The organism is Undibacterium sp. Di24W (assembly GCF_049340325.1).
GTDB lineage: Bacteria > Pseudomonadota > Gammaproteobacteria > Burkholderiales > Burkholderiaceae_D > Undibacterium.
This window is the reverse complement of the sequence record NZ_JBMPOP010000001.1, coordinates 469,099-493,373: the sequence shown is the minus strand read 5'-3', so window position 1 is coordinate 493,373 and position 24,275 is coordinate 469,099. Positions and strand designations below refer to the sequence as shown.

Below are 24,275 nucleotides of genomic sequence, written 5' to 3'. Positions count from 1 at the left end.
GAGGATTACGATCTCAAACCAGACTTTCAGCTCACGAATTTTGCGAATTAACCAAGTATCACAATAAGCATGACAACATCTTTTTCAATAGATGCTTCAAGCTAAAATTAATCCGGTGTTAACCCCATTACATGAGAAAACCCACCGTCAACATAAGTGATCTCACCCGTGATGCCGCTAGCTAATGGTGACAATAAGAATGCCGCGGTGTTGCCAACCTCTTCTATGGTGACATTGCGGCGCAGAGGTGCGTGTTCGGCAACGAAGCCCAACAATGTACCGAAGTCTTTGATGCCGCTGGCGGCTAATGTTTTGATCGGGCCAGCGGAGATCCCGTTAACACGTATGCCTTTTTTGCCCAAGTTTTCAGCGAGGTAACGCACGCTTGCTTCTAGGGATGCTTTTGCTAAGCCCATGGTGTTGTAATAAGGGATCGCACGGATAGCGCCAAGATAAGACAAAGTCAGCAAAGAAGAATTTTCATTCATCATGGGTAAGGCTGCTTTGGCTAAAGCTGGGAAGCTGTAGGCAGAGATATCGTGCGCGATACGGAAAGCTTCGCGTGAAAAACCATCTAAGAAATCGCCAGCAATTGCCTCACGTGGCGCAAAGCCGATGGCATGTACTACGCCATCTAATTTCTCCCATGATTTTGCCAAATCGGTAAACACCGCGGCGATTTGCTCATCGCTACTTACGTCACAATCAAACACCAATTCACTATTAAATTCTTTAGCGAAGTCGGTGATGCGGTCTTTGAATCGTTCGCCTACATAAGTGAACGCCAATTCAGCGCCTTCGCGATGACAAGCTTGAGCGATGCCATAGGCAATTGATCGGTTTGATAATAAACCAGTTATTAGAATTTTCTTGCCTTGCAAAAATGCCATATTCACTCCAAGGGGTTACCGTAAAAAAAGTATTGTTTTTGCGCTGAAGGGCGCATGAGTTCAAATATACCGATTTCACACTGAGGTTTAAGACGAAAATGACCGCGATCCTTAATTATCTTGCGATGCTTGTATTTAATTGCATTTGAAGTAATGTATTTTTGGTACAAATTAACTTGCAAAAAACTGAAAAGCAGGAAATTACTCAGGATGCGGAATTTACTGATAGGTCGGAATTGTAGTTGCTCAGGCACGATAGGGCAAATAATAACTAGCGTCAAATGCCTAGGGCCTCTATTTGGAAATTAATATATCTATTTTTCGATCGGTTTATTGCGATGCGGTAATAAAAAAATCATTACCGTAAATAGAGTTTTTTTTCAAGTATTTTTGTTTAAGTGATGCATTTCAGCAAATTTCACACGCTTGAAGTATTTCCTATTAGAATCATCCCCGTGCTTCTGTAAGAATAGTACATTTGAAGGTCAGAAGGAGGAATATGCGGCGCTGGAAATAGGGGTTATAGGCTTTGCATTTTAAGTAAGTAAGCATTAAGAAAAAATCACGTGCTTGTCTTCATGCAAATTCTATGCTGCATAGCAACATAGAAGCAACTTCCATTCTCAGCTTTGTTTGTGTCAAAATAGACGCTGTTTTTCGGAAAGATTTAAAAAAAACAATGTTTTATTAAAAGCTATTTGGGGTGTTTTTTTCGAATATCAAGTGATAAAGCAGCTGCTTCAATTTTTGTAGTATCTTTTAAGATATAAAGTCGAATTTGTCGTTGTTTTCAAGCGCTGTAATTGCTTGCGATATGCGTCTAAAGGCGACTAAACGATTTGTAAGTAAATAAATACCCACATGAGTATGTTAAAACCATGGTTCTGACAGTTCAGCGTGAGTATGGTGGGGCAACCGTCATATTGGTAACCTGTTGCCGGTAATCGGATTGACTGCTAGTTGATTATTTGAATCGGTTGTTGGACTTTCGTGGAAAATGATTGGTAGTTCGATTCGTAGACGTTTGAACCTAATTGAAATTGTTGTGGTATTGGAGGAGTAGGTATGGATTTTTCAGGACGCCAACAGGAACCGGGAAAGAAATTTTTTGGTTTGGGTGTGGTAATTGTTTTTCACATTATTCTTGGCTGGGCGTTAATGAACGGCTTAGGTAGTAAGTTAGTTAAGTTTGTTCAAAAACCGATGGAAGCCGTAGTGAAGGAGACGCCTCCACCACCACCGCCACCACCAGATACACCGCCGCCGCCGCCACCAAAGTTGATGACGCCGCCGCCACCGTTTATTCCTCCTCCAGAGGTTCAGGTTGCACAGCAAGCGCCATCACCAAATGCGATCTCTACTGTGTCAAACGTAAAGCCTGAGAGCAACACGATGACAAAGGCGGCAGCACCGGTGTCTGAAGCGCCTAAGGCAGCTGCAGCTCCAGTCTATGTTGCTGCAAAGATTGACTTTGAACAAGCTGGCTGTAAGCCAGAGTATCCACGAGCTTCGTTGCGTAATGAAGAAACAGGTGTAACCACTTTGTCTGTGACCACAGGTGCAGATGGCTTGGTGACAGCAGTAAATATTGTCAAATCTAGTGGTTTTAGAGGTCTTGATAATGCAGTTAGAGCGCAGTTGTTAGCTGGTTCTTGCAAAAATAAGCCAGGTACGATTGACGGTAAGCCTCAAGAAACTACGACTCAAGTTCAATACGTTTGGAAGCTTGATTAAAACAGAGCCAACATGCAACAAGAGTCATAAAAAAGTAACGTTTTACTCACAACCAACGTAAGTATTAAATTTTTTTTAAAGGAAGTATCTACATGAAAACCCGCGCTAAAGTAAGCACATTCCTGGCGGCAATTTTATTTGCATTAACAGCCACAATGACAACCGCACCTGTATTCGCACAAGAAGCATCTGCATCTGCATCTGCAGCGACAGAAGTTGCTGCTAGTGCTCCTGAAGCTGCTGCTGCACCAGCGGCTGCATCTGATGCATCTTTGCCGTCTGCTGAAGCAAAACCAGCAGTAGAAGATCCGTACAGCTTGGCGCATTTGATTAAACACGGTCATTTGGTCGATCAAATTACATTGGCAATCATGGGTTTGATGTCTATGTTCAGTTGGTATATTTTGATTACTAAAGTAATCGATTTGGCAAAATTGAGCGGTCAAGCTAAAGAAGCTCGCAAGTTCTGGAAAGCTGCGAACGTTTCTACAGGCTTGTCTACTTTGAAAGAAGGCAGCCCATACCGTTTCATCGCTGAATCTGGTTTGAATGCTAGCGAACACCATGAAGGTGCTTTGTTGGAACAAATCGATTTGAATTCATGGGTAACAATGTCTATCCAACGTTCTGTTGACAAAGTTCAAAGCCGTTTGAGTGAAGGTTTGACTTTCTTGGCTACTGTAGGTTCTACAGCACCATTTATCGGTTTGTTCGGTACCGTTATGGGTATTTACAACGCCTTGGTTGCGATTGGTAGCTCAGGTAACTCTTCTATTGATAAAGTTGCGGGTCCAGTTGGTGCAGCTTTGATCATGACGGCGATCGGTTTGGCGGTAGCGGTTCCAGCAGTTTTGGGCTACAACTATTTGTTGCGTCGTAACAAGTCTGTTATGGAAGACATCCGTGCATTCGGCGCTGATTTGCACTCTGTAGTATTGTCTGGCGCGATGAGCAAAGCTAACGCAAATAAATAATCTAGGTAATTAAGACGACTATCGTTTTTATTATTTCAATTCTGTCCCATCAAGTAGGTGCTGGCACTTACTTGATGTTCAGTGAATAGAATTAACCGAAGAGAAACAATTATGGCAATGCAAATCGGCGGTGATAGCGGTGAAGATGAAGTCAACAGCACCATTAATACCACGCCACTCGTGGATATTATGTTGGTGTTGCTGATCATTTTTATCATCACGTCACCCGTAGTATTAAACTTGACAAAAGTTACTCTGCCTGCAGAGAAAAATGATCCGTACAATCCTGATGCAAAAAATGTGATTATCACTGTCAATAAAGATGGTGATATTTACTGGCAAGGTTATCGTACTCCAATTGCTTCTGATGATGAATTGTTTGAAAAAATGTCAAAAGAAGCAGTGAAAGTGCCGCAACCTGAAGTGCATATTCGTGGCGATCAAAATGCGCGCTACGAATCTATCGGTAAAACGATTTTGACAGTGCAGCGCTCAGGTATTGCAAAAGTTGGTTTCGTTCTTGAACCGCCACCAAAAAGCTAAAAGGAGAATCGCATGGGCATGAATATGAGCTCCGGTTCTGGTGGTGATCCAGAACCAATGATGGAAATGAATATGACACCAATGATCGACGTTATGTTGGTCTTGATTATTATGTTTATTACGACACTACCAATCGCCAATCACGCGGTGAATTTAAATATGCCGCAAAATACGAACCAACCTCCACCGGATGTCCCGCCAACTGTGGTGAAGATTGACGTGGACTTTGATGGTACGATTACTTGGAATGGTGAAGTAGTTAACCGTCCACAGTTGGATGATCGCTTCGTTGCGGCTGCCGCGATGAATCCTCAACCTGAGATTCATCTCCAACCAAATCGTTTGGTTGCTTATCGCTCTGTCGCAGCGGTGATGGCATCAGCGCAAAGCCGTGGTATCACCAAGTTGGGTATGATTGGTAATGAGCAGTTCTTGAAAAATTAAACATTCAATTTGAAATAAGATTTATTCTTAAATTCAGATAGATGTTTAACAGAAGAGGGCAGGGATTTCCCTGCCTTTTTTTGTATTATGCGTTATGCTTAGACAGCTTACGTTTAGATGGTTTAGATTGTAGAATAAGTGAAATCACCTAGTGAAAACACGCGAGCAAACTCCTTGGTTTGTTAGGCTAAAATTTATTAATTTTTGTTGATTGAGAGATCAAATATGAAGCACCTACGCTTATCACAACTGGCAATTCTTATCGCTGCTATTGGTTGTGCAACAGTTCCTGAATTAACTGGTGTTGCTGGTAATACAGCTTATGCTCAAGAAGCGATGCGCGCCGAAGTTGGTAAAATTGTGCAACAAGCAGGCGACTTGTATAAAGCAAAAAAATTCCGCGATGCGCTTGCTAAGCTGCAAGAAACGGATCGCGTAGGTAACAAAACGGTCAATGAGACTTTCACTATCGAACGTATGCGTCTCTCAGTTGCTTCTGCGGCTGGTGATAACGATGCAGTGATACGCTCTGGTGAAATCATTGTCGCTGCGAATAAACTGCCGAGCAAGGATCAGTTGCAATTGATTTTGGTATTGGCAAATTCTTACTTCAAAGCGAATAACTACGCCAAAGCAGCTAAAATGTATGAGCGCTATTTCAGTGAAGGTGGTACTGATAGCTCAGCTCGTCAGTACATGATTCAAGCGAAATCCTTAGGTGGCGATAGCGCTGGTGCATTGAAAGAAACCAAAGCTGAGATTCAGGCTGCTGAAAAAGCTGGTCGTGTTCCAAGTCAATCAACTTTGGAAACCTATGCTTACGCAGTGCAAAAGAGTGGTGATAAAGCGGCTTACTTAGCGACTTTGGAAAAACTCGTGATGTATTATGGTAAGAAAGAATACTGGGTCAATTTGCTCAATAGTGTAGAGCGCAAATCAGATTTCTCCAGCCGTTTGACAATGGATTTGTTCCGTTTGAAATTGGCAGTCGGTCAGTTGACTAAGACTAGCGATTTCATGGAAATGGCTCAGATCGCGATTCAGGATGGTAACTCGGCAGAAGCTTTGAAAATTATTGACCAGGGTTATAAAGCCGGTGTTTTGGGCACGGGTTCAGAAGCAGCTCGTCATGGACGTTTGAAAGATTTGGCGAATAAACGTCTGGCAGAATCTAAAGCAGCTCGTGCAGCACTCGAGGCAGATGCATTGAAAAACAATGATGGTATGGCTTTGGCCAATCTTGGTTTTGCCTACGCGACTGGTGGCGAGTACGACAAAGGTATCAGCCTGATGGAGCAAGGCGTTAAAAAAGATAATCTGAAACACCCAGATGATGCCAATTTACACTTGGGCATGGCTTATTTGATGGCTGGTAAAAAAGCTGCTGGTCTGAAAACTTTGAAAGCAGTTCAAGGCAAAGACGGTACAGCCGACTTAGCCCGTTTTTGGATTATCTACGCGAATCAAGCGAAGTAAACATTCAAATAGTAGTTTGACTTGAGTAGTTCAAAAAAAGCAGCCATTGGCTGCTTTTTTTATGTATTCTGAATTGTAAGCTAGTACTGGCTGGGACTAATTTCAGCTAGCGCGCAAAATTGGCCATTTGAGTAATTATCCATTTTTCTTACGTCTTTTGCTGTCTTGGCTGGAGGCTAGACGTTTCACGCTTTTCTTATTTAACTGGGCTGTATTCTTGCTTATATTCTGTTTATCTGAGCCTCGCTTAAGGCCCGTTTTTGAGGTGCTTGCCAATTGCCGTGTTTTTCCTTTTGCCGGGATTTGCAGCGCTAACTTGGTTCCTGGTGCAACTTGATCTTTGCGTAGATTATTCCATTCCTTAATTTCAGTAACGCTCAATTTGTAACGTTTTGCGATCGCTGCCAGATTCTCTTTTTTACCGACTTTAACGTAAATCTTACGTGTGCCAGCGTGACCTTTTTCAATAGTAAGCTGTGCTTGTTCTGCTACCTGGGTCGGGATATTTTCGTCACTGGAACGTGAAGACTTTGGAACAAGAATTGTCGAACCTGCTTTGACGAACATCTTGGCGGGAATCGCATTGACATCCCTGACCACATCCGGCTTAAATCCGAAACGTGTGGCTAAGGACTCCACACGTTCGGTCTTGTTGACATTGAGTGTCGTCCACGATGAGAGCGGGCCTTTCCATGTCATAAGATTGTTTTGAAACATCGTCGCATTTTCGATTGGCAACAATATCGTCGTGCGGTTGCTACCCGTAATGACTGGCCGGTTAAACTGTGGATTGAGTGCCTTGAATTCGCTGATCGGAAGCTCGGCCAATTGCGCCGCTAGATTGACGTCGATATCACGATTTTTTTTGACGCTGGTGAAGTAAGGCACGTTGTCCAAGCGAGGCAGGTTGATGTTAAACAGTTCGGGATGCCCGATGATGTTTTTTACTGCTTGTAGCTTGGGAACATAATTTTTGGTTTCGTTTGGCATGCGTGCCGATAAACTATCGAAATCGATAGGCAGTCCCAAGGCTTGCTGTTTTTTGATCGCGCGTTGAACCGAGCCTTCACCCCAATTGTAAGCGGCCAGTGCTAACTGCCAGTCACCAAACATATTGTAAAGTCGCTGCAGATAATCGAGCGCGGCCTCGGTAGAGTCTAGTACGCCGCGTCGGTCATCTTTGAAAATAGTCTGTCTTAAATTGAAGTCACGACCCGTCGCTGGCATAAATTGCCACATACCAGAGGCTTTTGCCGATGAGATGGCTTGCGGGTTAAAGGCCGATTCGATGAATGGTAACAACGCCAAATCGGTCGGCATGCCACGCTTATCTAATGCCTCAACCACGTGATACAGATAGCGAGAGCCGCGTTGTATGATGCGCTGTAAGTAGTCAATTCTGGTGCTATACCAATTGGTTTGCGTATTGACTAATTGATTTTCTAGATTAGGTATCGCATAGCCATTTCGAATCCGGCTCCACAGATCGGATTCTATAATCGTCAATGATTCTTCGGCGAGGGGAATGTCTGATGAGTCTGATTCTGTTACTGCGCGCTGTTGAAGTAGCGTGGTCTCACTCAAACTTTTTGATAACTTCAGTGTTTCAGTGTTTTGTCCGTAGGCGTTACTGGTCGCAATTCCTAAGATGGCAAGTGTAAGGGTACTGAGACAGTAACTAAATCGTTTCATAATGAGAAAAGAATCGATACAATCGACTGTGAGATGGGCAACAGCGAAGTGTACGCAAACCTGCATTTCAAGGTCAAGGAAAAACTGCTCTGATTTTTAGCTAAATTGAAAAGTTAAATTGATTTTGGTTCGTTGTTTTGCTCCAATGAAACTTATGTAACATGGAACTTTGTTCCTGATTAATTTGTCTGTCTTTGCTGTGCCTGGCGATCAAGGTTCAAATAAAAGCGCGGAAGAATCGAAGAATAGTCAGAATTAGAATCTTTATATATCAAATAGGGAGTGAGACATGAGGCAGAACGACAAGGATGGCACTGCGGCGCAAACCAATTGGGTAAAGCGCATGCAGGTGTTTGCAAAATTTAGCCTGCTAAGTCTGGCAGTATTGGGTCTTAACGCCGATGCTCAGACATTGTTCATTAAAGCAAACGGCTACACCCTGAACAGCAAAAATCAGCTGCAACGCTTTGATGCGATGTTGATTGATGAGGCGGGCAAAGTTGTTGCAACCGGGGATCAAAAACAATTAGAGAAAAAATTTGCAAACGTCAAACATGTTGATTTAGCAGGTAAGACGGTATTGCCAGGCTTAATTGATGCACACGGACATATTTTTAGTTTGGGGCAAGCTGAGAGCCAATTGGGCCTGCGCAATACCTTGAATCTGGCCGAAGCACAAACTGCAATTGCACAGTATGCGGCGAAATTCCCTCAGCAGCAGTGGATTTTGGGGGGCGAATGGAATCAGGCAATCTGGAAGCTAGGCCGTTTTCCGATAGCACAAGAAATAGATGCGGTGCTCGCCGATAGACCGGTCTGGCTTCGTCGGGTTGATGGACACGCTGGTTGGGCCAATAGTAAAGCAATGCAATTGGCTGGCATTAACAAGGAAACCGCTGATCCGGTTGGCGGAAAAGTCGAACGTGATGCTAATGGACAGGCAACCGGAATATTCGTTGACAGCGCGATGCATTTGATAGAAAGAGTGATTCCTGCGAAGAATGATGCGGAACAGCGTTTGGCATTGGATGCGGCTTTAAAACAAATGCGCAGTGTGGGTTTGACCAGTGTGCATGATGCCGGCGTGGATGCGCAAGCGGATGCCTTGTTTCGTGAATATGCCAACAAGCATAGTTTGACGACACGGGTTTACGGCATGATTAGCGGTGTCGATCAATTCTTTGATAGCGTTTCTAAACAAGGGCCTTTGCTAGGGATGGCGGATGACCGTTATGCTTTACGCGCCGTTAAATTGTATTCCGATGGTGCGTTGGGAAGCCGTGGTGCCGCTTTGTTAGCGCCTTATAGTGACGCACCTCACACCAAAGGGTTGTTGTTCTCGGCCGACAAAGACATGCAAGCAATGGTGCAAAAAGCAGCTGCACGTGGCTATCAGGTGAATGTGCATGCGATCGGTGATGCTGGTAATCGTCAAGTAATTGAAAGCCTTGCGACGATACCAAAAGCACAGGATGCCAGCGTTTTGCGTCACAGGATAGAGCACGCACAGGTATTGGAATTAAGTGATATTCCGCGCGTCGCTAAGTTAAAGATTATCCCGTCTATGCAACCTACGCACGCGACTTCAGATATGAATATGGCTGAAGATCGAGTCGGCAAGCAACGTATTAAGGGGGCTTATGCTTGGCGTACTTTCTTAAAACAAGGGTCTACTATTCCTTGCGGATCTGACTTTCCTATCGAAAGCCCGAACCCATTTTGGGGTATTTATGCCGCAGTCAGCCGACAAAATTTTGAGCAAAAACCGGTGAATGGTTGGTACCCAGAGCAGGCGATGACGGTAAAAGAAGCTTTCCGTTGCTTCACTTTGGATGCCGCTTATGCGGGGCATCAGGAAAAAATACTTGGTAGTTTAGAGCGCGGTAAATGGGCTGATTTTATTGTGATTGATCAGGATATTTTTAAAGTGCCAGTCAAAGATTTGTATAAGACGCAGGTCTTGCAAACATGGTTGGCCGGGCAAGAGGTTTATCGTAAATAGCTTACTTCCTCGAAGCGCTCAAAAAAACGCACTCGATAATGAGTGCGTTTCTTATTTTCAAGTCGAAGTATCTTTTGGGTCGCTAAATCGTTCCCGGTTCCGAAATATGAAACTGTAAGGACGCTAGATTTGCATAAACACCGGACTGTTTCATCAAGCTGGCATGAGTGCCTATTTCAACCACTTGACCGTGTTCAAGCACGATGATTCTATCGGCTCTTTGCACCGTCGCCAGTCTATGCGCAATGATAATGGTGGTGCGTCCTTGCATCGCACTTTCTAAAGCTTGTTGTACTAGTCGCTCAGACTCTGCGTCTAAGGCACTAGTTGCTTCGTCTAACAGCATCAGGCGTGGATTTTTCAAGAGCGCACGAGCTATTGCTATTCTTTGCTTTTGCCCACCTGACAAGCGCACACCACGCTCTCCCAAGAAAGACTGATAGCCTTCTGGTAGGCGTTCAATAAATTCATGCGCTGCGGCCATTTTCGCTGCTTGTATAACGTCCTCGTCACTCGCATCGATCCTCCCATAGCGAATATTTTCCATAGCATTAGCGGAGAAGATCACGGTGTCTTGCGGTACGATACCTATTGTGTCTCGTAAACTGTGCAGATCAAGGTCGCGAATGTTAACGCCATCAATGCTGAGGCTGCCTTGTTGCGGATCGTAGAAGCGCAAAAGCAATTGGAATAAAGTCGTTTTTCCTGCGCCTGAAGACCCGACCAGAGCCACGGTTTCACCCGCCTTAATTTCTAAGTCAATATGGCTTAAAGCGGCGGTTTGAGGACGGGATGGATAATGAAACAAAATATCTTGCAGCGTGACTCTGGCACCATGCGTGTCTTCAAGTGGCAGTGCCAGTGGTTTTTCCGGAGAAGTAATCGGTGACTGCACTGACATCAGTTCAAGTAAACGTTCCGTGGCACCTGCGGCGCGTTGTGCTTCACCTAAAACTTCGGATAAGGCGCCGATGGCACCTGCAACGATGGAGGCGTATAAAATAAATTGACCTAGTTTCCCGCCTGTCATTTCACCTTGCATCACGGATTGGGCCCCTAACCACAATACAAATACGATGGCGCCAAAGATCAAAAGTATGGCAATCATCGTTAATAAGGACCTCGCCCGTATGCGGCGCATCGCGGCGCTAAAAGCATGCTCTACCGTATTCGCAAAACGTTGTGCTTCAATGCGTTCATGGGTGTAGGCTTGGACAGTCGGCATGGCATTCAAAATCTCACCTGCCACAGCCGAAGCGTCGGCAATGCGATCTTGCGAATCGCGTGACAATTTACGTACACGTCGCCCGAACAAGATAATGGGAAGAATGACTAGCACCAGCATCACGATAATGATAGAAGAGAGCAATGGGCTAGTGATAAACAGCATCACCAAACCGCCAATGAATAGAAGGATATTCCGTAAAGCCAGGCTAATGCTCGTACCGACTACCGCCTGAATCAAGGTCGTATCGGTCGTCAAGCGCGATAATACTTCGCCCGTCTGCGTGGTTTCAAAAAACTCTGGGCTCTGCGTCACTACGTGCGCATAAACCGCATTACGTATGTCGGCTGTCACACGCTCACCTATCCAAGACACCATATAGAATCGGGCTGCGGTCGCAATACCTAAAATGACAGCGACGCCGAATAAAGCTAAGAAAGTCAGATTCACATGCTCGATACCATGTGTGCCACCATCACCAATTTTGCTGAATCCCATATCGATCATTTGTCGAAACGCATAGGGAATCGTTAGAGTCGCGCAGGCGGCAACGACTAAAGCAATACCAGCGAAAATAAACTGACGGCGATAGGGACGAAGAAACGGAAGTAGACCGCTGAGGGTAGCTATGCTGCTAGGCGATTCGGTTTTTGCTAATGGTGAAGTGTTTGACATAGTCGATACTTTTGAAAAGATGGCATATTGTCGCAGCTTTTTGTGAGGTGTGCGGATGAGGCGATTTACAATAGTTAACATTGTTGTCAACATACTGCCCACTTAGGCGTTATTGATTTTACTTCATCTATATTTAAACACACCATGTCGATATTTCCACTCAATGTTCAATTGAAAAACTTGCTTATCGTTAGCTCATTTGGCCTATTTGGCTTATTTAGCCTCACTTTGAGCGGCTGTCAGTCAACGATGCGACAAATTAAAGATTGCAAACAAGGTGATTGGAATGTGATCGGTAATAAAGATGGTGTCAAAGGTTTACCTGCTAATTTTGAGGAGCGTCGATCATTTTGTGCGGGTGTTGATGGCGACAAAATTAAAACGGAATCGGCTGGCTTTTATCAAAGTGGATGGGCGAGCGGTAACACGCAATTCTGGCAAAAATTAGGCGAAACTGACGGGCGTTTCCCTAGACCTGCGACTTTCTACCAAACGCAAATTCGTTCTGAAGGCGTACTAGAAAACAAAACCCCGCTTAATCCGACCGCCTATGATACAGGTTGGCGTCAAGGCAATGCAGACTATTGGATTGCCATTGGCGATCAGGATGGCGTTGCGGGCCTCGCAGCGCCGATAGAAACGCAGAGGGCTGCGAATGCCGGTGATATCCCCTTTAATCAGACTGCTTTTCAAACTGGTTGGCAACGTGGCAATCAAGCTTATTGGACACTCTTGGGCTTCGAAGATGCGCGCCAGGGCAACTCCGACAAGAAGTTGCAGCAACATGTGCTAGCTGCCAAAGAGCGTCAGGTTTTAGTGCGCAGCGATGCTTATCAGATGGCGTGGGACACCGAGATCGTCGAATATTGGAAACGTACTGCCTGGGCGGATGCAACCAATGGCTGGGATCGATACATGCGTCGGGTTGATGCTAAAAAACGTGAACTGAAATTTGTCGAAGATGCCTATCAAGCGATGTGGGAGAATCGTTTGCGAGCGTATTGGCATGACGCGGGCAAAGACGATGGCTTTGGTAAACCACAAAGAATCGAAGAGCGTATTGCCAATGCTCGTAAAGACAAGGTGTTTGTTATCGATCAGACGAAAGATATTTACTTGCAAGCTTGGAACGCCGAAAACATGCGTTATTGCAGTCCTGAAAATGCGTTCGGCTTTGGCCGTCAATCAACGTATTTTGAACTCAGTGTTTGTCAATTGGTAGTGCAAGCCAGGGCAAAGAACGCTTATGATAATGGACAAAAATATGAAATAACTTGGCGAGAAAAAGAGCGAGTAGAACGTGATATTCGCTATGCACTTGACCGTCGTAACGATGTTGATTATCGAATCCGTCAATTAGATAAAGATTCTCGTAAGGACCAGGATATTATAAAAAATAGTAAAGATCAGAATGCGGTTAAAGAAGCGACCGATCGCGAAAAACGTCGTGATCAGCAAATACTTGACAACCGTCGGTCTATTCGTGATCTCAATCGTAGTCTGGATGATTTGGAAAACTGGCGCTTGCGTCATGAACAGCGCTTGGAGCAACTGCAACGAAGTATTTAATCGAAACTAGTTCAAATGAGGATCAAAAAAGGACGCGAGTCATTTGCGTCCTTTTTTACTTTGGATTGACGAGTTACCTTGCCCTACCTAAGTGCTGTAAGAAAAAGCTTTCATATTTTTTGTGCCATGCTTTTGGTTTGACCGCGCCGCCCATACCGTGTTCACCATCGGGATCGAGGAATAAATCGACCAGACTTTCTTTACCATTTTCCAGCAGGGCGCGATAGACATTGACTGTGTCTTGGTATAGAACATTAGGATCTTGCATGCCGTGTACCAACATCAAAGGTTTTTTCAGACCTACTGTCAGTGGTAATAGGGAATAGCGGCGTAGGTTAGGTTTGCTACGATCGACCTTGCCGATCGTGCGACCGCTGTACCAGCTATTGTAGTTTTCCCATTCGGTTGGCCCTGCGCCTGCAATGCCTGCAGCGAAAATATCTGGGCTGGTGTACATCGTGTATTGCGTTTGGAAGCCACCAAAACTCCAGCCCGTCAATCCTATGCGTTTGCCGTCCACGCCAAATTTCTTCTGCATATATTTCGCGAGATCTTCTAAGTCTTCGGTTTGGGGTTTACCAGCCTGTTCCCAATTTGCATCACTGAATTTTCGACCATAGTTTGAGTGACCCCGCGGATCGACTGCGACTGTGACATAACCGTGTTTCGCTGCCATATACATACCGAACAAATAAGCGGTTGCTTGAAAACTGTCAGTCTCAATAATGTGTCGATCACCAAGTGGGCCGCCGTAGGTGTAAACAATCGCAGGGCGACTATCGCCGCTGCTCCAATTTTGCGGTTTGAAAGCATAGGCTTCGATCTTATCGCCGTGACGATTCGTAAAGCTAAAACGTTCTGGTTGAATCAGATTGACGGCATTCCATTTAGGGTCGTGGCTGTCGGTTAAGGTTTTACTGCTGACTTTACTATTGGCTTGCAGTTCAAGTAGTTTCAATTCAGGTCGGTTTGACCATTGTCCCGCCACGCTGGCCAATTTCTGTCCACTCTCGCTGATCGCGCTGGCGCGATGGAAATCACCACTTTGCCCTAAGGCTTGCATTTCACCATTCGCCAGAGTCACTTTGAATAGATTCATCGCAGCAAAGTCATCACGATTTGCCATGACAAACATCGTACTGCTATCTGGGCTGAAACCAAGTATCTGGTGCGCTTCAAAATCACCTTTGAGCAGGGCAGTCGCGCTTCCGGTCGCGGTATCAATTCGGTAAGGCTGACGATAGCCTAGCTCATCTAATACGGCGATCAATTGTTTACCATCTGGTGTGAATTGCGGCGATACGACATCGACCACTTCGTGCCCAACTTGCTTGCGACGTTCAAAGATGATTCTTGGTTTTGCATTGTCGGCGCTATTGCCGACATAAATGCGCAGTAATTCTTTTTCGCGCTCCCAGGTTGAGAAGGTGTATTGACTGCCATCTTTGCTAAAAGCCACACGGCTCATTTCGAACCAGATATCGCCACCGTCATTGGTGAAAACAGCTTGTGGCTGGCGCATAGAGTCATCACTGACTTTGCGAATATATAAAGCTGAAGCTGGTACGGTGCGTTTATCATCTGATACTTCACGACCGACTTTTTTTGCAGTGGCAAAGCGTTCGCCATAATTCATAATTTCAACTTGACGACCTTGTGGTGCTTTGCTTGGATCGGCAGGAGCTGCGTTGGCGGTGATCGCCATCCATTGTTTGTCTTCGCTCAAGACCGTGCTAGTTAGCGAGTATTTTTTCTCAACATCGTCAGCGTGTATCAGTTCAGGATTAAGCTGGCGTAATGCGCCATTGCTAAAACTGGCAGCATAAATACGTTTTTCATCCATGTACAGATAACCGCTGTCGTCGGCGGTATAAGAAAGGATACGTTCGACTTTGTCGGTTTTAGTCAGTCGTTCAATTTTTCCTGTTTGTGCCTGCAAGCGAAACAGATCGCCGCGGTATTGAAATATCAGTTCTTGTGCTTGTTTTGCCCAAACTAAGTTTTCTATGCCAGGATATAGGTCACTATTTTTGAGTTTCTCTTTAGCGAGTTTTTTCTTTAATTCGTCGCGTAATTCCCATAACTCTTTTTCAGCTTCTTTTTTATCGGTCTCAGTTTTGCTGGCACTTGCACTTTCCTTGACCCCTGCTCCAGCGCTGTTAGCGGCTTTTTCTTTGACCGCTTCCGCGTCTTTTTCTGCCTTTAATTCGGCTGCTTTGCTTTTCTTTTCGGCCAATTCGCGTTTCAGTTCTTCAATCGCTGCGCGTTCCCATTGCAAAAGATCGACTTTTTCACCGCGTAAGTAAGCTGCTTGAGCCTCCGCCTTCGCTTGACGCTCGCTCAGTTCTTTTTCTTTTTGTTTGAGTTTTTTCTCAAAGCGATCCCAGTCTTCAGGTGCATCATAGGTTTTCATCACTGAAGGCGAAGTGATACGATTGGTTTTCCCTGTTTCTGTATCGTGAATGTATAAGTCACTGCCTTCTTCACCAAATGGGTTCCATGCATAGGCAAGGTAACGAGCATCGTAACTAAACCGTAATTGCGTAGCAGCTTTACCCGAATAGGGCTGGGCGCGATAAAGTTGTTCCAGACTTAATTCTGACGGCTTTAATTTCATCACAGGTGCTGGTTTGCCACTAAGCTGCGCTTGCGCCAGCGGACTACTCAGTGCAAATACGCTGCTGTAGATCAAAGCAATACTAATGGCGAGTGTTTTTTGTTTCATTATTTCTCCCTTGGGTATTCGCGGTGTTGAGTTATCCACGATTAAAATTAGTAAAAATAGACTAGGACACTGCTAAAAAGTTCCTTTGCTAAGTTCGAATACGGCGCAATGGTGATCAAGATAAATTTTCACCAAGATAAATTGCTAGAGGCTAGCTAATTTGTAAAGTAGAATTTTGTTTTTTCTCTGAAACTGCGAATTTAAAATTTCGCTGATATTTCATAGAGAATTTCCCCATATACACTTATCCACAAAGAAAGTCTTTATGCCTGGTGCAAGCCTTTTAACCCTACTTGACGATATTGCTACCGTTCTCGATGATGTTGCGCTGATGACTAAAGTCGCGGCAAAAAAAACTGCTGGCGTATTAGGTGATGACCTTGCGTTGAATGCAGAGCAAGTTAGTGGTGTGCGGGCGGAACGTGAATTGCCGGTGGTCTGGGCGGTAGCAAAAGGTTCGATGAAGAATAAGATGATATTGGTGCCATTAGCATTGCTGTTAAGTGCGATTGCACCTTGGGCGATTATGCCGTTGCTGATGGTAGGTGGTGCTTATTTATGTTTCGAAGGATTTGAAAAACTGGCGCATAAATTCTTGCACAGTGATGCGGAAGACGAAGCACATCATACCGAATTGGTACACGCATTAACGCACGAAGAAGTGGACATCGTGCAGTTTGAAAAAGACAAAATTAAAGGTGCAATAACCACTGACTTTGTTCTGAGCGGTGAAATTATTATCATCACCTTAGGCACCGTAGCACAAGCGGCTTTTTCCACTCAAGTTGCTGTGTTAGCGGGTGTTAGCGTTTTGATGACCGTAGGTGTATATGGTTTTGTGGCGCTGATTGTTAAGCTGGACGATATGGGGTTCTATTTGCAACGCAATCAAGAACAATCTTGGTTACGTGCTGTGCAGCGTCGCATTGGCGATGGATTTGTTGCATTCGCGCCGCGCTTGATGAAAGCTTTGACCGTGATTGGTACCGCTGCGATGTTCCTGGTGGGTGGTGGCATCCTCAGTCATGGCGTTCATGCCATCAGCGAATTTTCTCATAGCATGGCGCAGGCAGCAGGTAGCTTCCCCGCAGTCGGACCAGTATTGGAAAGTATTGTACCTAGTATTGCCGATGGCTTAGTCGGTGTTGTGGCGGGTGCTTTGGTATTGCTCGCGGTATTGGCTGTACAGCGCTTATTTCCGCGTCGTGCTGCGTAATTCAAAGTAATAGTTTTCGTGTTTTTTCAAAAAACTCGTGTCTGATGGCACGAGTTTCGTCTTTGGTCGCCTTTCGCTGTTCATCTTTTATTTTATCGTTAAAGTTCAAACTAACATTGATTCGTTTGAGTTTGATTGAGCGATAAACGTGAATCTTGTCGAGAACTCGTTAATATTGCATGGAGCTATTTATGATTAGTATAGAAGTGAGTCAGGTGGAGAAAACTTATAGCACGGTAAAAGCGGTGCAAGGTTTAAGTTTTACAGTTGCACCCGGGCAGATCTTTGCTTTGCTCGGGCCAAACGGTGCCGGTAAGTCCTCACTGATTCGTATGCTGGTAGGCTTGACACAAGCCGATGCAGGCGAGATAAGTGTGTTTGAAGATGACGTGAGAATGGAGAAGATTCCTGAAACCAGTTTTGCTTACTTGCCAGAAGATCGTGGCTTGTATCCCGATAAAAGCGTCACTGATAACTTGACCTATATAGGTAAGTTGCGTGGTTTGACTAAAGCGCAGATTGCCGAGCAATTGGCGTATTGGTTACCGCGTTTAGATCTGAATGAAAAGGCGAAGGATAACCTGAGTAAGCTGTCTAAAGGTAATCAACAAAAAGTGCAGTTAATCAGTTGCTTGATACATCAACCGAAGCTCTTGGTCTTGGATGAACCTTTTTCTGGCCTAGATCCTATCAACCAAGAACACGTGCTGACGATCTTGAATGAGATGAAGCAAACGGGAACTACCATAGTCCTGAGCGCACATCAGATGGCATTGGTGGAGCGACTTGCTGATTCTATGCTATTGCTCAATAAAGGCCAGCAAGTGGCATCCGGTAGTCTAGCGCAAGTGATAGAGCAATTGAGTCCCGAGAAATTTTATCAATTACGCTTTGCTAATCAAGTTTCTTTGCAAACGTTGCAGCGATGTCCCGCGATCGAAACGGCCGAGCAACAAGAAGACAATGCCTACTTGTTGCAATTGCGCGAAGGCGCCACTGTTAATCAATTACTGCAACAAGTTATGTTGTTAGCCGAGGTAAAAGACTTCAGCCGCATGCAACCTAGCTTGCACGATCTCTATTTGACGGCTGTGCAAAAGCATAATGCGGACAACTTACTGTCAGGAGAAATAGCATGACTATTTGGAATATCGCTCTGTTCGAGTTTAAACGTTACTTCAAGTGGAAGCAGGAGATCATCTCTATAGCGTTAATGTTGATAGGCTTCGGATTTTCCATGCTGTGGCCGCATTTGAAGTCAGCGCTGGATAAAGATTATCAAGTAGCGGTGGTGGGTGATTTTACTTTGCCCAAGTTGGACGGTTTTCAGTTTAGCGCCGTTAGTCCAGCAACTAAACCTGAGGTTCTTAAGAATGTTGGTGAGACTTGGCATGCCGTAATTGAAATCGCCAAGGAGGGCGAACAAGAACGGGTGCAATTGACGGTCAAAGAAAAAGCTAGCTGGCAGGGAAAGTTAAAAACCAATCTGCAGAATTGGCAACAAGAACGAGAGATCGCTTCGCTGCCTTTGACTGACCTGCAGCGAAAACAAATTACGGAATTGCCGGAAATTAAGACTGTGATGCTTAAGCCAGAAAAAGACGATAAGAATGAGAAAGGGCGTGCGCTTGTGAGCGGTGCTTTATTGTTCTTGCTAACCATTGGAATTTTTTCAGGCTTCGGCTATTTATTCACTGGCATCACCAGTGAAAAACAAAATCGTGTGACGGAACAGCTGTTAACTTTAATCACGCCAGCGCAATGGATAGAAGGGAAAATTTTAGGTATTTCGCTGTTCTGTTTCAAAACTATGTTTAGTTACGGCTTGCTGTTTTTCTTGTTCATTCAGGGCGTGGCGGTGATCTCCGGTAAACCGGATGTGTCGCTTCCTGTCGGAGCTTTTGAATTGTTCTCCGCCATTTTGTTTGTGATCTTGGGTATGCTGTTGGTGAATAGTTTTATGGCGGCGTTTGCGGCAACAATCGACGATCCCAATCATTCAAGTCGCAGCATTATGATGTTTTTACCAGCGATACCTGTTGGATTGGCTTATAGCGGTATCGACAATGCAGAAGGCATGATGATGCAAGTGTTGAGCATGTTCCCACTGACTTCATTTGCCGCGATGCCATTGCGTATAGCGCATGCGGAAGTGCCAATGTGGCAGTGGTTTTTGTCATTAACTTTGCTGTTAGCATGCTTGTGGTGGTTTAAATCTGCAGCCACTCGCGTCTTCACCATGGGGATACGAATGTACGGTAAAGAGCCAAGCTGGAAGCAATTGGCGGAGACATTTTTATTCCCCGTTAAGCATCATTAGGTTTGATAGTAAATCTGGTAATTCGTTATAGGCATCAAATAAAAAACGGCACCTGCTTAACTGGGTGCCGTTTTTTTTGCTTAGTCTTTACGAGTAAATTTTTGGTCTATCAGTTGCACGGCTTTTTGTACAATTTCTATTGCACCGTCAAAAAATTTTGGATTAACTTTTTCTGCACTATCGGTTGGCTTATGATAATCCGCATGGTCTTCTACACCGAAATACAAATGAGGAATGCCCGCTTTGAAAAAGGCGTAGTGATCGGATTGCGAAGTCCAGTCGTTGCTGCCTTGTTCTGGTCTGTCATGGTCAAACGAAAGCTTGATTCCTTGTGTGCCATTGAGTTCTTGCAGTATCGGTTTTAAACTTGGATTTTGATAAGTGCCGCTGGCAAATAACTCGTTTTTATCGCCACGGGCAATCATATCGAAATTGATATTTGCCGTAATGTCTTTGGGGGCAATCCATGCTTGCTTTACAAAAGCATGTGCGCCTAATAAACCACGTTCTTCGCCATCAAAAAAAGCATAGACGATATTGTGTTTTGTTACTTTTCCTCGCAAACTTTGTGCTACCGCTAGGACGCCGGCGACACCAGAGGCATTGTCGTCAGCGCCAAAATAAATTTTGTCATTTTTGATTCCGAGGTGATCATAGTGTGCGGAAACGACAAGAAACTTCTTAGCACTATTTTGTTCCGAAAATTGACAAGCTAGAATATTTTTTCCTTGCGTGGTTTGACCTAATTTACTCACTGGAAAATCTTGTACATAACTTGCGCCGCAAGGCTTAAGACCTAAATCGACAATACGTTTTAGTAGGTAGTCCCGAGCTAATGCGCTTCCTGCGCTACCAATTTCGCGACCTTGCATTCTGTCACTGGCGAGTGTTTGCAGATCTTGCATGGCTTGGGAAGCTTGAGTTTGTGCCAGACAGCTTGTGCTGACTATCAAGCCGCAAATACTCATTGCTAAACGGATTTTTTGAAGAGTTGGCATAGTGAATTTATTAGAAAGAAGGGTGGTGCTTAGTATGTTGTGATCGCGATTAGTTCAACGTTTGAACTTCGATGATTCCAACATGTATGCTTCGCAAAATCATAAAGTGCAGAAAAAGTGAAAAAGCCTGCGATATTATCGCAGGCTTTTTTTATCGAAACTGAGTTCCGCGTCTTATCCGCTGATTAAGCCAGATTTAAGCCAAATTCGCCGCTGCGAATTCCCAGTTAACTAAGGCCCAGAATGCCTCCAAATATTTTGGACGAGCATTGCGGTAGTCGATGTAGTAAGCGTGTTCCCACAAATCGCACGTGATCAACGGTGTATCTGTTGTAGTCAATGGCGTTGCAGCGTTCGATGTGTTAACGATGTCCAAAGTGCCATCGGCTTTTTTTACTAACCATGTCCAGCTAGAACCGAAATTACCTACGCATGATTTTGTGAAGGCTTCTTTGAATGCATCAAAAGAACCCCATTTTGCATTGATTGCGTCGGCCAACGCGCCGGTTGGTGCGCCGCCGCCATTTGGTTTCAAGCCATTCCAATAAAACGTGTGGTTCCAAATTTGTGCTGCATTGTTGAAGATGCCAGCGGAAGATTTTTTAACGATTTCTTCCAATGTTGCGTTTTCAAACTCGGTGCCCTTGATCAGATTATTCAAGTTTGTGACATAAGTTTGATGATGCTTACCATAGTGGTATTCCAAAGTTTCTTGAGAAATATGGGGAGCCAATGCGTCGAGGGCGTATGGCAATGCTGGCAAAGTATGTTCCATGGCAGATCCTAAGTTGATTAATTGAAAAAAACGTCAAAAAATTGGGTTTTCGATTCAAACCAATTGGCTCAATCTGAATAAAGTTGAGTGAACCAAAACCATCATTGTAAGCTTTTGCTCGAATGCTTGCAGCTAATGCGCAGCTTGTGGTGTTTTTACCTGTGCAATTTGTAATTCTGTCGTATCAATCGCGGTACGTAAATGCAGCGTATTCCCAGACATTAACTGTTGTCCACTGCGTACTAAAGTACCGTCTGATTGCTGGAGAATGACATAGCCACGCTCGAGGGTACGCTGTGGATTGAGCATCTCTAGTTTGGTTTGCAGATTTTCGAGGTCTACTTTTTGCCTTTGCAATTGATGTCGCATGTTGCTGCGCATTTGTTGCAGTAGATTACTTAATTTCTCTAAATCAGGTTTTGGTTTGGGTTTGTATTGTTGTAGTTTGTTCTGGAAATGCGTCAGCCTCGATTGCGCCAATTGCTGTGGCTTATAGACGGCAAAGCGTAAGCGCTGTGCGCTATGGATGATTTGTAATCGTTTGTTTTCTAAGGCAGCCGCAGGGCTCTGTAAGCGATGGGTAAGCCAGTCTAGATTCTGTGATTCGGTATCTAGTTGGCGACGCATCTGTTTTTGCATCAAACTTTGCCAATGCTGCAAGCAAGAAATCCAGTCCGCGGTCGGTGCGGTTGCCATTTCTGCAGCAGCAGTGGGTGTTGGCGCCCGTAAATCTGCGACGAAATCACTGATCGTAAAATCCGTTTCATGTCCAACGCCGCTGATCACCGGTATTTCGCAGTGGGCTATGGTGCGAGCGACCACTTCTTCATTAAACGCCCACAGGTCTTCGATGCTGCCCCCGCCACGGCAAACGATGAGTACTTCACATTTTCCCTCAGCATCTGCTTGCGCGATGGCCGCAGCTATCTTGTTACCTGCACCTTCACCTTGTACTGGGCAAGGATAAATAATGACTTTGACATGAGGTGCGCGTCGTTGCAGGCTCGTTATCACATCGCGTAAGGCTGCAGCTTGTGGACTGGTAACAATTCCTATGGTCTTTACAAAGTCAGGTATTGCCTGTTTTCGTTCTGGTGAAAATAAACCTTCTTCCGACAAGCGGGCTTTTAGTTGTAAAAAAGCCTCGTATAGATTTCCTACGCCGGCGCGACGTATTGCTTCTACATTAATTTGATAATCACCGCGAGGTGCGTACAAGCCAACTAGTGCACGTACTTCAACTTTGTCACCTTCACGCGGTATAAAACCCGCATATTGTGCACGGCCGCGAAACATCACGGCTCTGACCTGAGCCGCGCTGTCTTTGAGTGTGAAATACCAATGTCCAGAACTGGCGCGGGTGAAATTGGATATTTCGCCTGAAATCCACGTCAAAGGGAAACTTCGTTCCAGTAATTGAGCAACGGCTTGGTTCAGCGCCGAAACTGGCAGGATGGATTCTGTTTTTATTGGGTTTTGTGTGAAAAAATCTGATGCCATAAGTCGTCTGCAAGTAAAGCTGTCCACAAGTAAGGTAAAAGTTGTTAGAGCATGTCACGCCAGCCTGTGATTGTCAAAAAGAATGGAGGAAGGTTTTCTAAGTGTTTGATTTTTAGATGATTTTTTACTTTAAGTTAGATTCTTAAGTGTTAAATGATGTGAAATTGTTTGAGAATGGGCTGCTTATCTACCACTAAATTAGAGATTCTTTTGTGCTTATGCACAAAGTTATCCACAGGAAATTGTGATGAAAATACAAAACATGTCTTTGGGAAACTAAATTGTCGTTTGCCACATTTTGTAGCAAGACGACAAAAATCAATAAAATCATCGACTTAGAATTGTGTCCTGTGTTTGTTCACAAAGATATCCACAATTTGTGTGCAAAACTCGGTGAAGTTTTCCACAAAAGTACTAATTTGTAGTTTTATTCTAGTGAAAACAATCATTAATTGCTTTCAAGAAGGCTTTGCTCAAATTTCTTGCAAGTACTTTTTATGATTTTAAATCAATGACTTAAAACTATGGTCAGCGCTTGTGCACATAGTTCTCCACAGTTTGTGTGCAGAACTTTTGAACGGTGCATAAAGTACTGATTTTTGCTTTTTTGCTGTGTGCTCAATTTTGAGGCGGTAATGCTAATTTGTTTAAAATCAATGGCTTAGAATTTAGCCCCAAGGATATCCACAATCTTGCGCACAGAATCTGTGCAGAACTGTGGATTGTATGTATTTATCTATTTTTTCGTTTGATTTAGGGACAGTTGTCGACCCGATAGAAAATATTCACTGGCAGCTACTTGCTCACAGTCTGACAACACGATACATTGCGGGCTGAGCTTTCATTCATGGCTGTTGGTAGCTAGTCGTAGTTTCTACGACTTTTTAGATTTTTTTGGTAAGGAGTTTCATTTGTTCGCGATTATTCAGGCGGCTGGTTGGCCGATTTATTTCTTACTGGTGGCATCGATTGTCGCTTTGGCTTTGATTATTGAGCGAACTTTATCTTTGAGAAGGCAACGGATTTTGCCTAAGACTTTGTTGGAAGAAGTTATTCGTGTTTATCAAAGTGGAAAAATCAAGCAAGAAGTCGTCGATCAGTTAGCCACTAATTCGCCATTGGGACGCGTCTTGGCAGCAGGCTTGCGTAATGTGAATGCACCGCGTGAAGTCATGAAAGAATCAATAGAAGAAGCGGGTAGCGCGGTAGCCCATGAATTGGAGAAATTCCTGACGACTTTAGGCACCATTGCTTCCTTGGCGCCGCTGATGGGTTTGTTCGGCACTGTAGTCGGGATGATAGAAATTTTTGGTTCACAAAATGCATCAGGTGCGAATCCAGCTCAATTGGCACATGGTATTTCCGTCGCTCTGTATAACACTGGCTTTGGTCTTTTGATCGCTATGCCCGCCATGATTTTTTACCGTCATTTTCGCGCATTAGCTGACAGCTTCGTGGTCGAGATGGAGCAGCAAGCGGTGAAGTTTGTCGATATCGTTCATAGCACGAGAAAGTAG

Annotated in this window: 18 protein-coding genes; 11 read left to right on the top strand and 7 right to left on the bottom strand. The window is 44.5% G+C overall.

Translation table 11 applies throughout. The features are described 5' to 3' along the window. Nucleotides 1-107 precede the first annotated feature (107 nt). Nucleotides 108-890 (bottom strand): enoyl-ACP reductase FabI, encoded by a 783-nt coding sequence (gene fabI, locus ACO0KZ_RS02025; RefSeq protein WP_422992216.1) that lies wholly within the window; start codon nucleotides 888-890, stop codon nucleotides 108-110. A 1,065-nt stretch (nucleotides 891-1,955) separates the two neighbouring features. On the opposite strand from fabI, the gene ACO0KZ_RS02020 reads away from it, so the two are divergent. From ACO0KZ_RS02020 to ACO0KZ_RS02000, 5 genes are all read left to right on the top strand, one after another. Further along, a complete protein-coding gene (locus tag ACO0KZ_RS02020; protein ID WP_422992214.1) occupies nucleotides 1,956-2,624 on the top strand; it encodes an energy transducer TonB in 669 nt (222 codons plus the stop codon). A 92-nt stretch (nucleotides 2,625-2,716) separates the two neighbouring features. Beyond that, complete coding sequence (locus ACO0KZ_RS02015; RefSeq protein WP_422992212.1) at nucleotides 2,717-3,598, top strand: MotA/TolQ/ExbB proton channel family protein; 882 nt, start codon at nucleotides 2,717-2,719, stop codon at nucleotides 3,596-3,598. Nucleotides 3,599-3,709: 111 nt separating this feature from the next. Continuing rightward, nucleotides 3,710-4,141, top strand: coding sequence for an ExbD/TolR family protein (locus tag ACO0KZ_RS02010; protein ID WP_422992762.1), 432 nt, complete (start codon nucleotides 3,710-3,712; stop codon nucleotides 4,139-4,141). 12 nt (nucleotides 4,142-4,153) lie between these two features. After that, the gene (locus tag ACO0KZ_RS02005; RefSeq protein WP_422992210.1) at nucleotides 4,154-4,585 is read left to right on the top strand and encodes an ExbD/TolR family protein; all 432 of its coding nucleotides are present in this window, start codon (nucleotides 4,154-4,156) and stop codon (nucleotides 4,583-4,585) included. Between the two features lie 225 nt (nucleotides 4,586-4,810). Continuing rightward, nucleotides 4,811-6,061 (top strand): hypothetical protein, encoded by a 1,251-nt coding sequence (locus ACO0KZ_RS02000; protein ID WP_422992208.1) that lies wholly within the window; start codon nucleotides 4,811-4,813, stop codon nucleotides 6,059-6,061. A gap of 135 nt (nucleotides 6,062-6,196) precedes the next feature. Here the strand turns inward: ACO0KZ_RS02000 and ACO0KZ_RS01995 are convergent, their stop codons facing one another. Further along, nucleotides 6,197-7,753: a transglycosylase SLT domain-containing protein gene (locus ACO0KZ_RS01995; protein ID WP_422992206.1), complete on the bottom strand. Its 1,557-nt coding sequence runs from the start codon at nucleotides 7,751-7,753 to the stop codon at nucleotides 6,197-6,199. A gap of 343 nt (nucleotides 7,754-8,096) precedes the next feature. On the opposite strand from ACO0KZ_RS01995, the gene ACO0KZ_RS01990 reads away from it, so the two are divergent. Then, nucleotides 8,097-9,755 carry an amidohydrolase gene (locus ACO0KZ_RS01990; protein ID WP_422992760.1) on the top strand — a complete coding sequence of 553 codons (1,659 nt, stop codon included), beginning with the start codon at nucleotides 8,097-8,099 and terminating at the stop codon, nucleotides 9,753-9,755. An 82-nt stretch (nucleotides 9,756-9,837) separates the two neighbouring features. On the opposite strand, the gene ACO0KZ_RS01985 is transcribed toward ACO0KZ_RS01990, so the two are convergent. Continuing rightward, a complete protein-coding gene (locus ACO0KZ_RS01985; RefSeq protein ID WP_422992204.1) occupies nucleotides 9,838-11,655 on the bottom strand; it encodes an ABC transporter transmembrane domain-containing protein in 1,818 nt (605 codons plus the stop codon). Nucleotides 11,656-11,799: 144 nt separating this feature from the next. On the opposite strand from ACO0KZ_RS01985, the gene ACO0KZ_RS01980 reads away from it, so the two are divergent. Next, a complete protein-coding gene (locus ACO0KZ_RS01980; protein WP_422992202.1) occupies nucleotides 11,800-13,224 on the top strand; it encodes a DUF2799 domain-containing protein in 1,425 nt (474 codons plus the stop codon). Between the two features lie 73 nt (nucleotides 13,225-13,297). On the opposite strand, the gene ACO0KZ_RS01975 is transcribed toward ACO0KZ_RS01980, so the two are convergent. Continuing rightward, nucleotides 13,298-15,949 carry a prolyl oligopeptidase family serine peptidase gene (locus tag ACO0KZ_RS01975; protein ID WP_422992200.1) on the bottom strand — a complete coding sequence of 884 codons (2,652 nt, stop codon included), beginning with the start codon at nucleotides 15,947-15,949 and terminating at the stop codon, nucleotides 13,298-13,300. A gap of 265 nt (nucleotides 15,950-16,214) precedes the next feature. On the opposite strand from ACO0KZ_RS01975, the gene ACO0KZ_RS01970 reads away from it, so the two are divergent. The 3 genes from ACO0KZ_RS01970 to ACO0KZ_RS01960 all read left to right on the top strand — a co-directional run bounded on the left by ACO0KZ_RS01970 (nucleotide 16,215) and on the right by ACO0KZ_RS01960 (nucleotide 19,485). After that, entirely contained in the window at nucleotides 16,215-17,165 is a 951-nt protein-coding gene (locus ACO0KZ_RS01970; protein WP_422992198.1) for a DUF808 domain-containing protein, read from the top strand. 191 nt (nucleotides 17,166-17,356) lie between these two features. Then, nucleotides 17,357-18,304, top strand: a complete 948-nt coding sequence (locus tag ACO0KZ_RS01965) for an ABC transporter ATP-binding protein (RefSeq protein ID WP_422992196.1) — start codon at nucleotides 17,357-17,359, stop codon at nucleotides 18,302-18,304. Beyond that, the gene (locus ACO0KZ_RS01960; RefSeq protein WP_422992194.1) at nucleotides 18,301-19,485 is read left to right on the top strand and encodes an ABC transporter permease; all 1,185 of its coding nucleotides are present in this window, start codon (nucleotides 18,301-18,303) and stop codon (nucleotides 19,483-19,485) included. Before ACO0KZ_RS01965 ends, ACO0KZ_RS01960 begins: the two co-directional genes overlap by 4 nt. Before the next feature lie 80 nt (nucleotides 19,486-19,565). Here ACO0KZ_RS01960 and ACO0KZ_RS01955 read toward each other — a convergent pair whose 3' ends face one another. From ACO0KZ_RS01955 to xseA, 3 genes are all read right to left on the bottom strand, one after another. After that, nucleotides 19,566-20,483 (bottom strand): M28 family peptidase, encoded by a 918-nt coding sequence (locus ACO0KZ_RS01955; protein ID WP_422992192.1) that lies wholly within the window; start codon nucleotides 20,481-20,483, stop codon nucleotides 19,566-19,568. 196 nt (nucleotides 20,484-20,679) lie between these two features. After that, entirely contained in the window at nucleotides 20,680-21,258 is a 579-nt protein-coding gene (gene sodB, locus ACO0KZ_RS01950; RefSeq protein WP_422992190.1) for a superoxide dismutase [Fe], read from the bottom strand. 132 nt (nucleotides 21,259-21,390) lie between these two features. After that, nucleotides 21,391-22,758 (bottom strand): exodeoxyribonuclease VII large subunit, encoded by a 1,368-nt coding sequence (gene xseA, locus ACO0KZ_RS01945; protein WP_422992188.1) that lies wholly within the window; start codon nucleotides 22,756-22,758, stop codon nucleotides 21,391-21,393. A 911-nt stretch (nucleotides 22,759-23,669) separates the two neighbouring features. On the opposite strand from xseA, the gene ACO0KZ_RS01940 reads away from it, so the two are divergent. Continuing rightward, nucleotides 23,670-24,275 carry a MotA/TolQ/ExbB proton channel family protein gene (locus tag ACO0KZ_RS01940; RefSeq protein WP_422992186.1) on the top strand — a complete coding sequence of 202 codons (606 nt, stop codon included), beginning with the start codon at nucleotides 23,670-23,672 and terminating at the stop codon, nucleotides 24,273-24,275.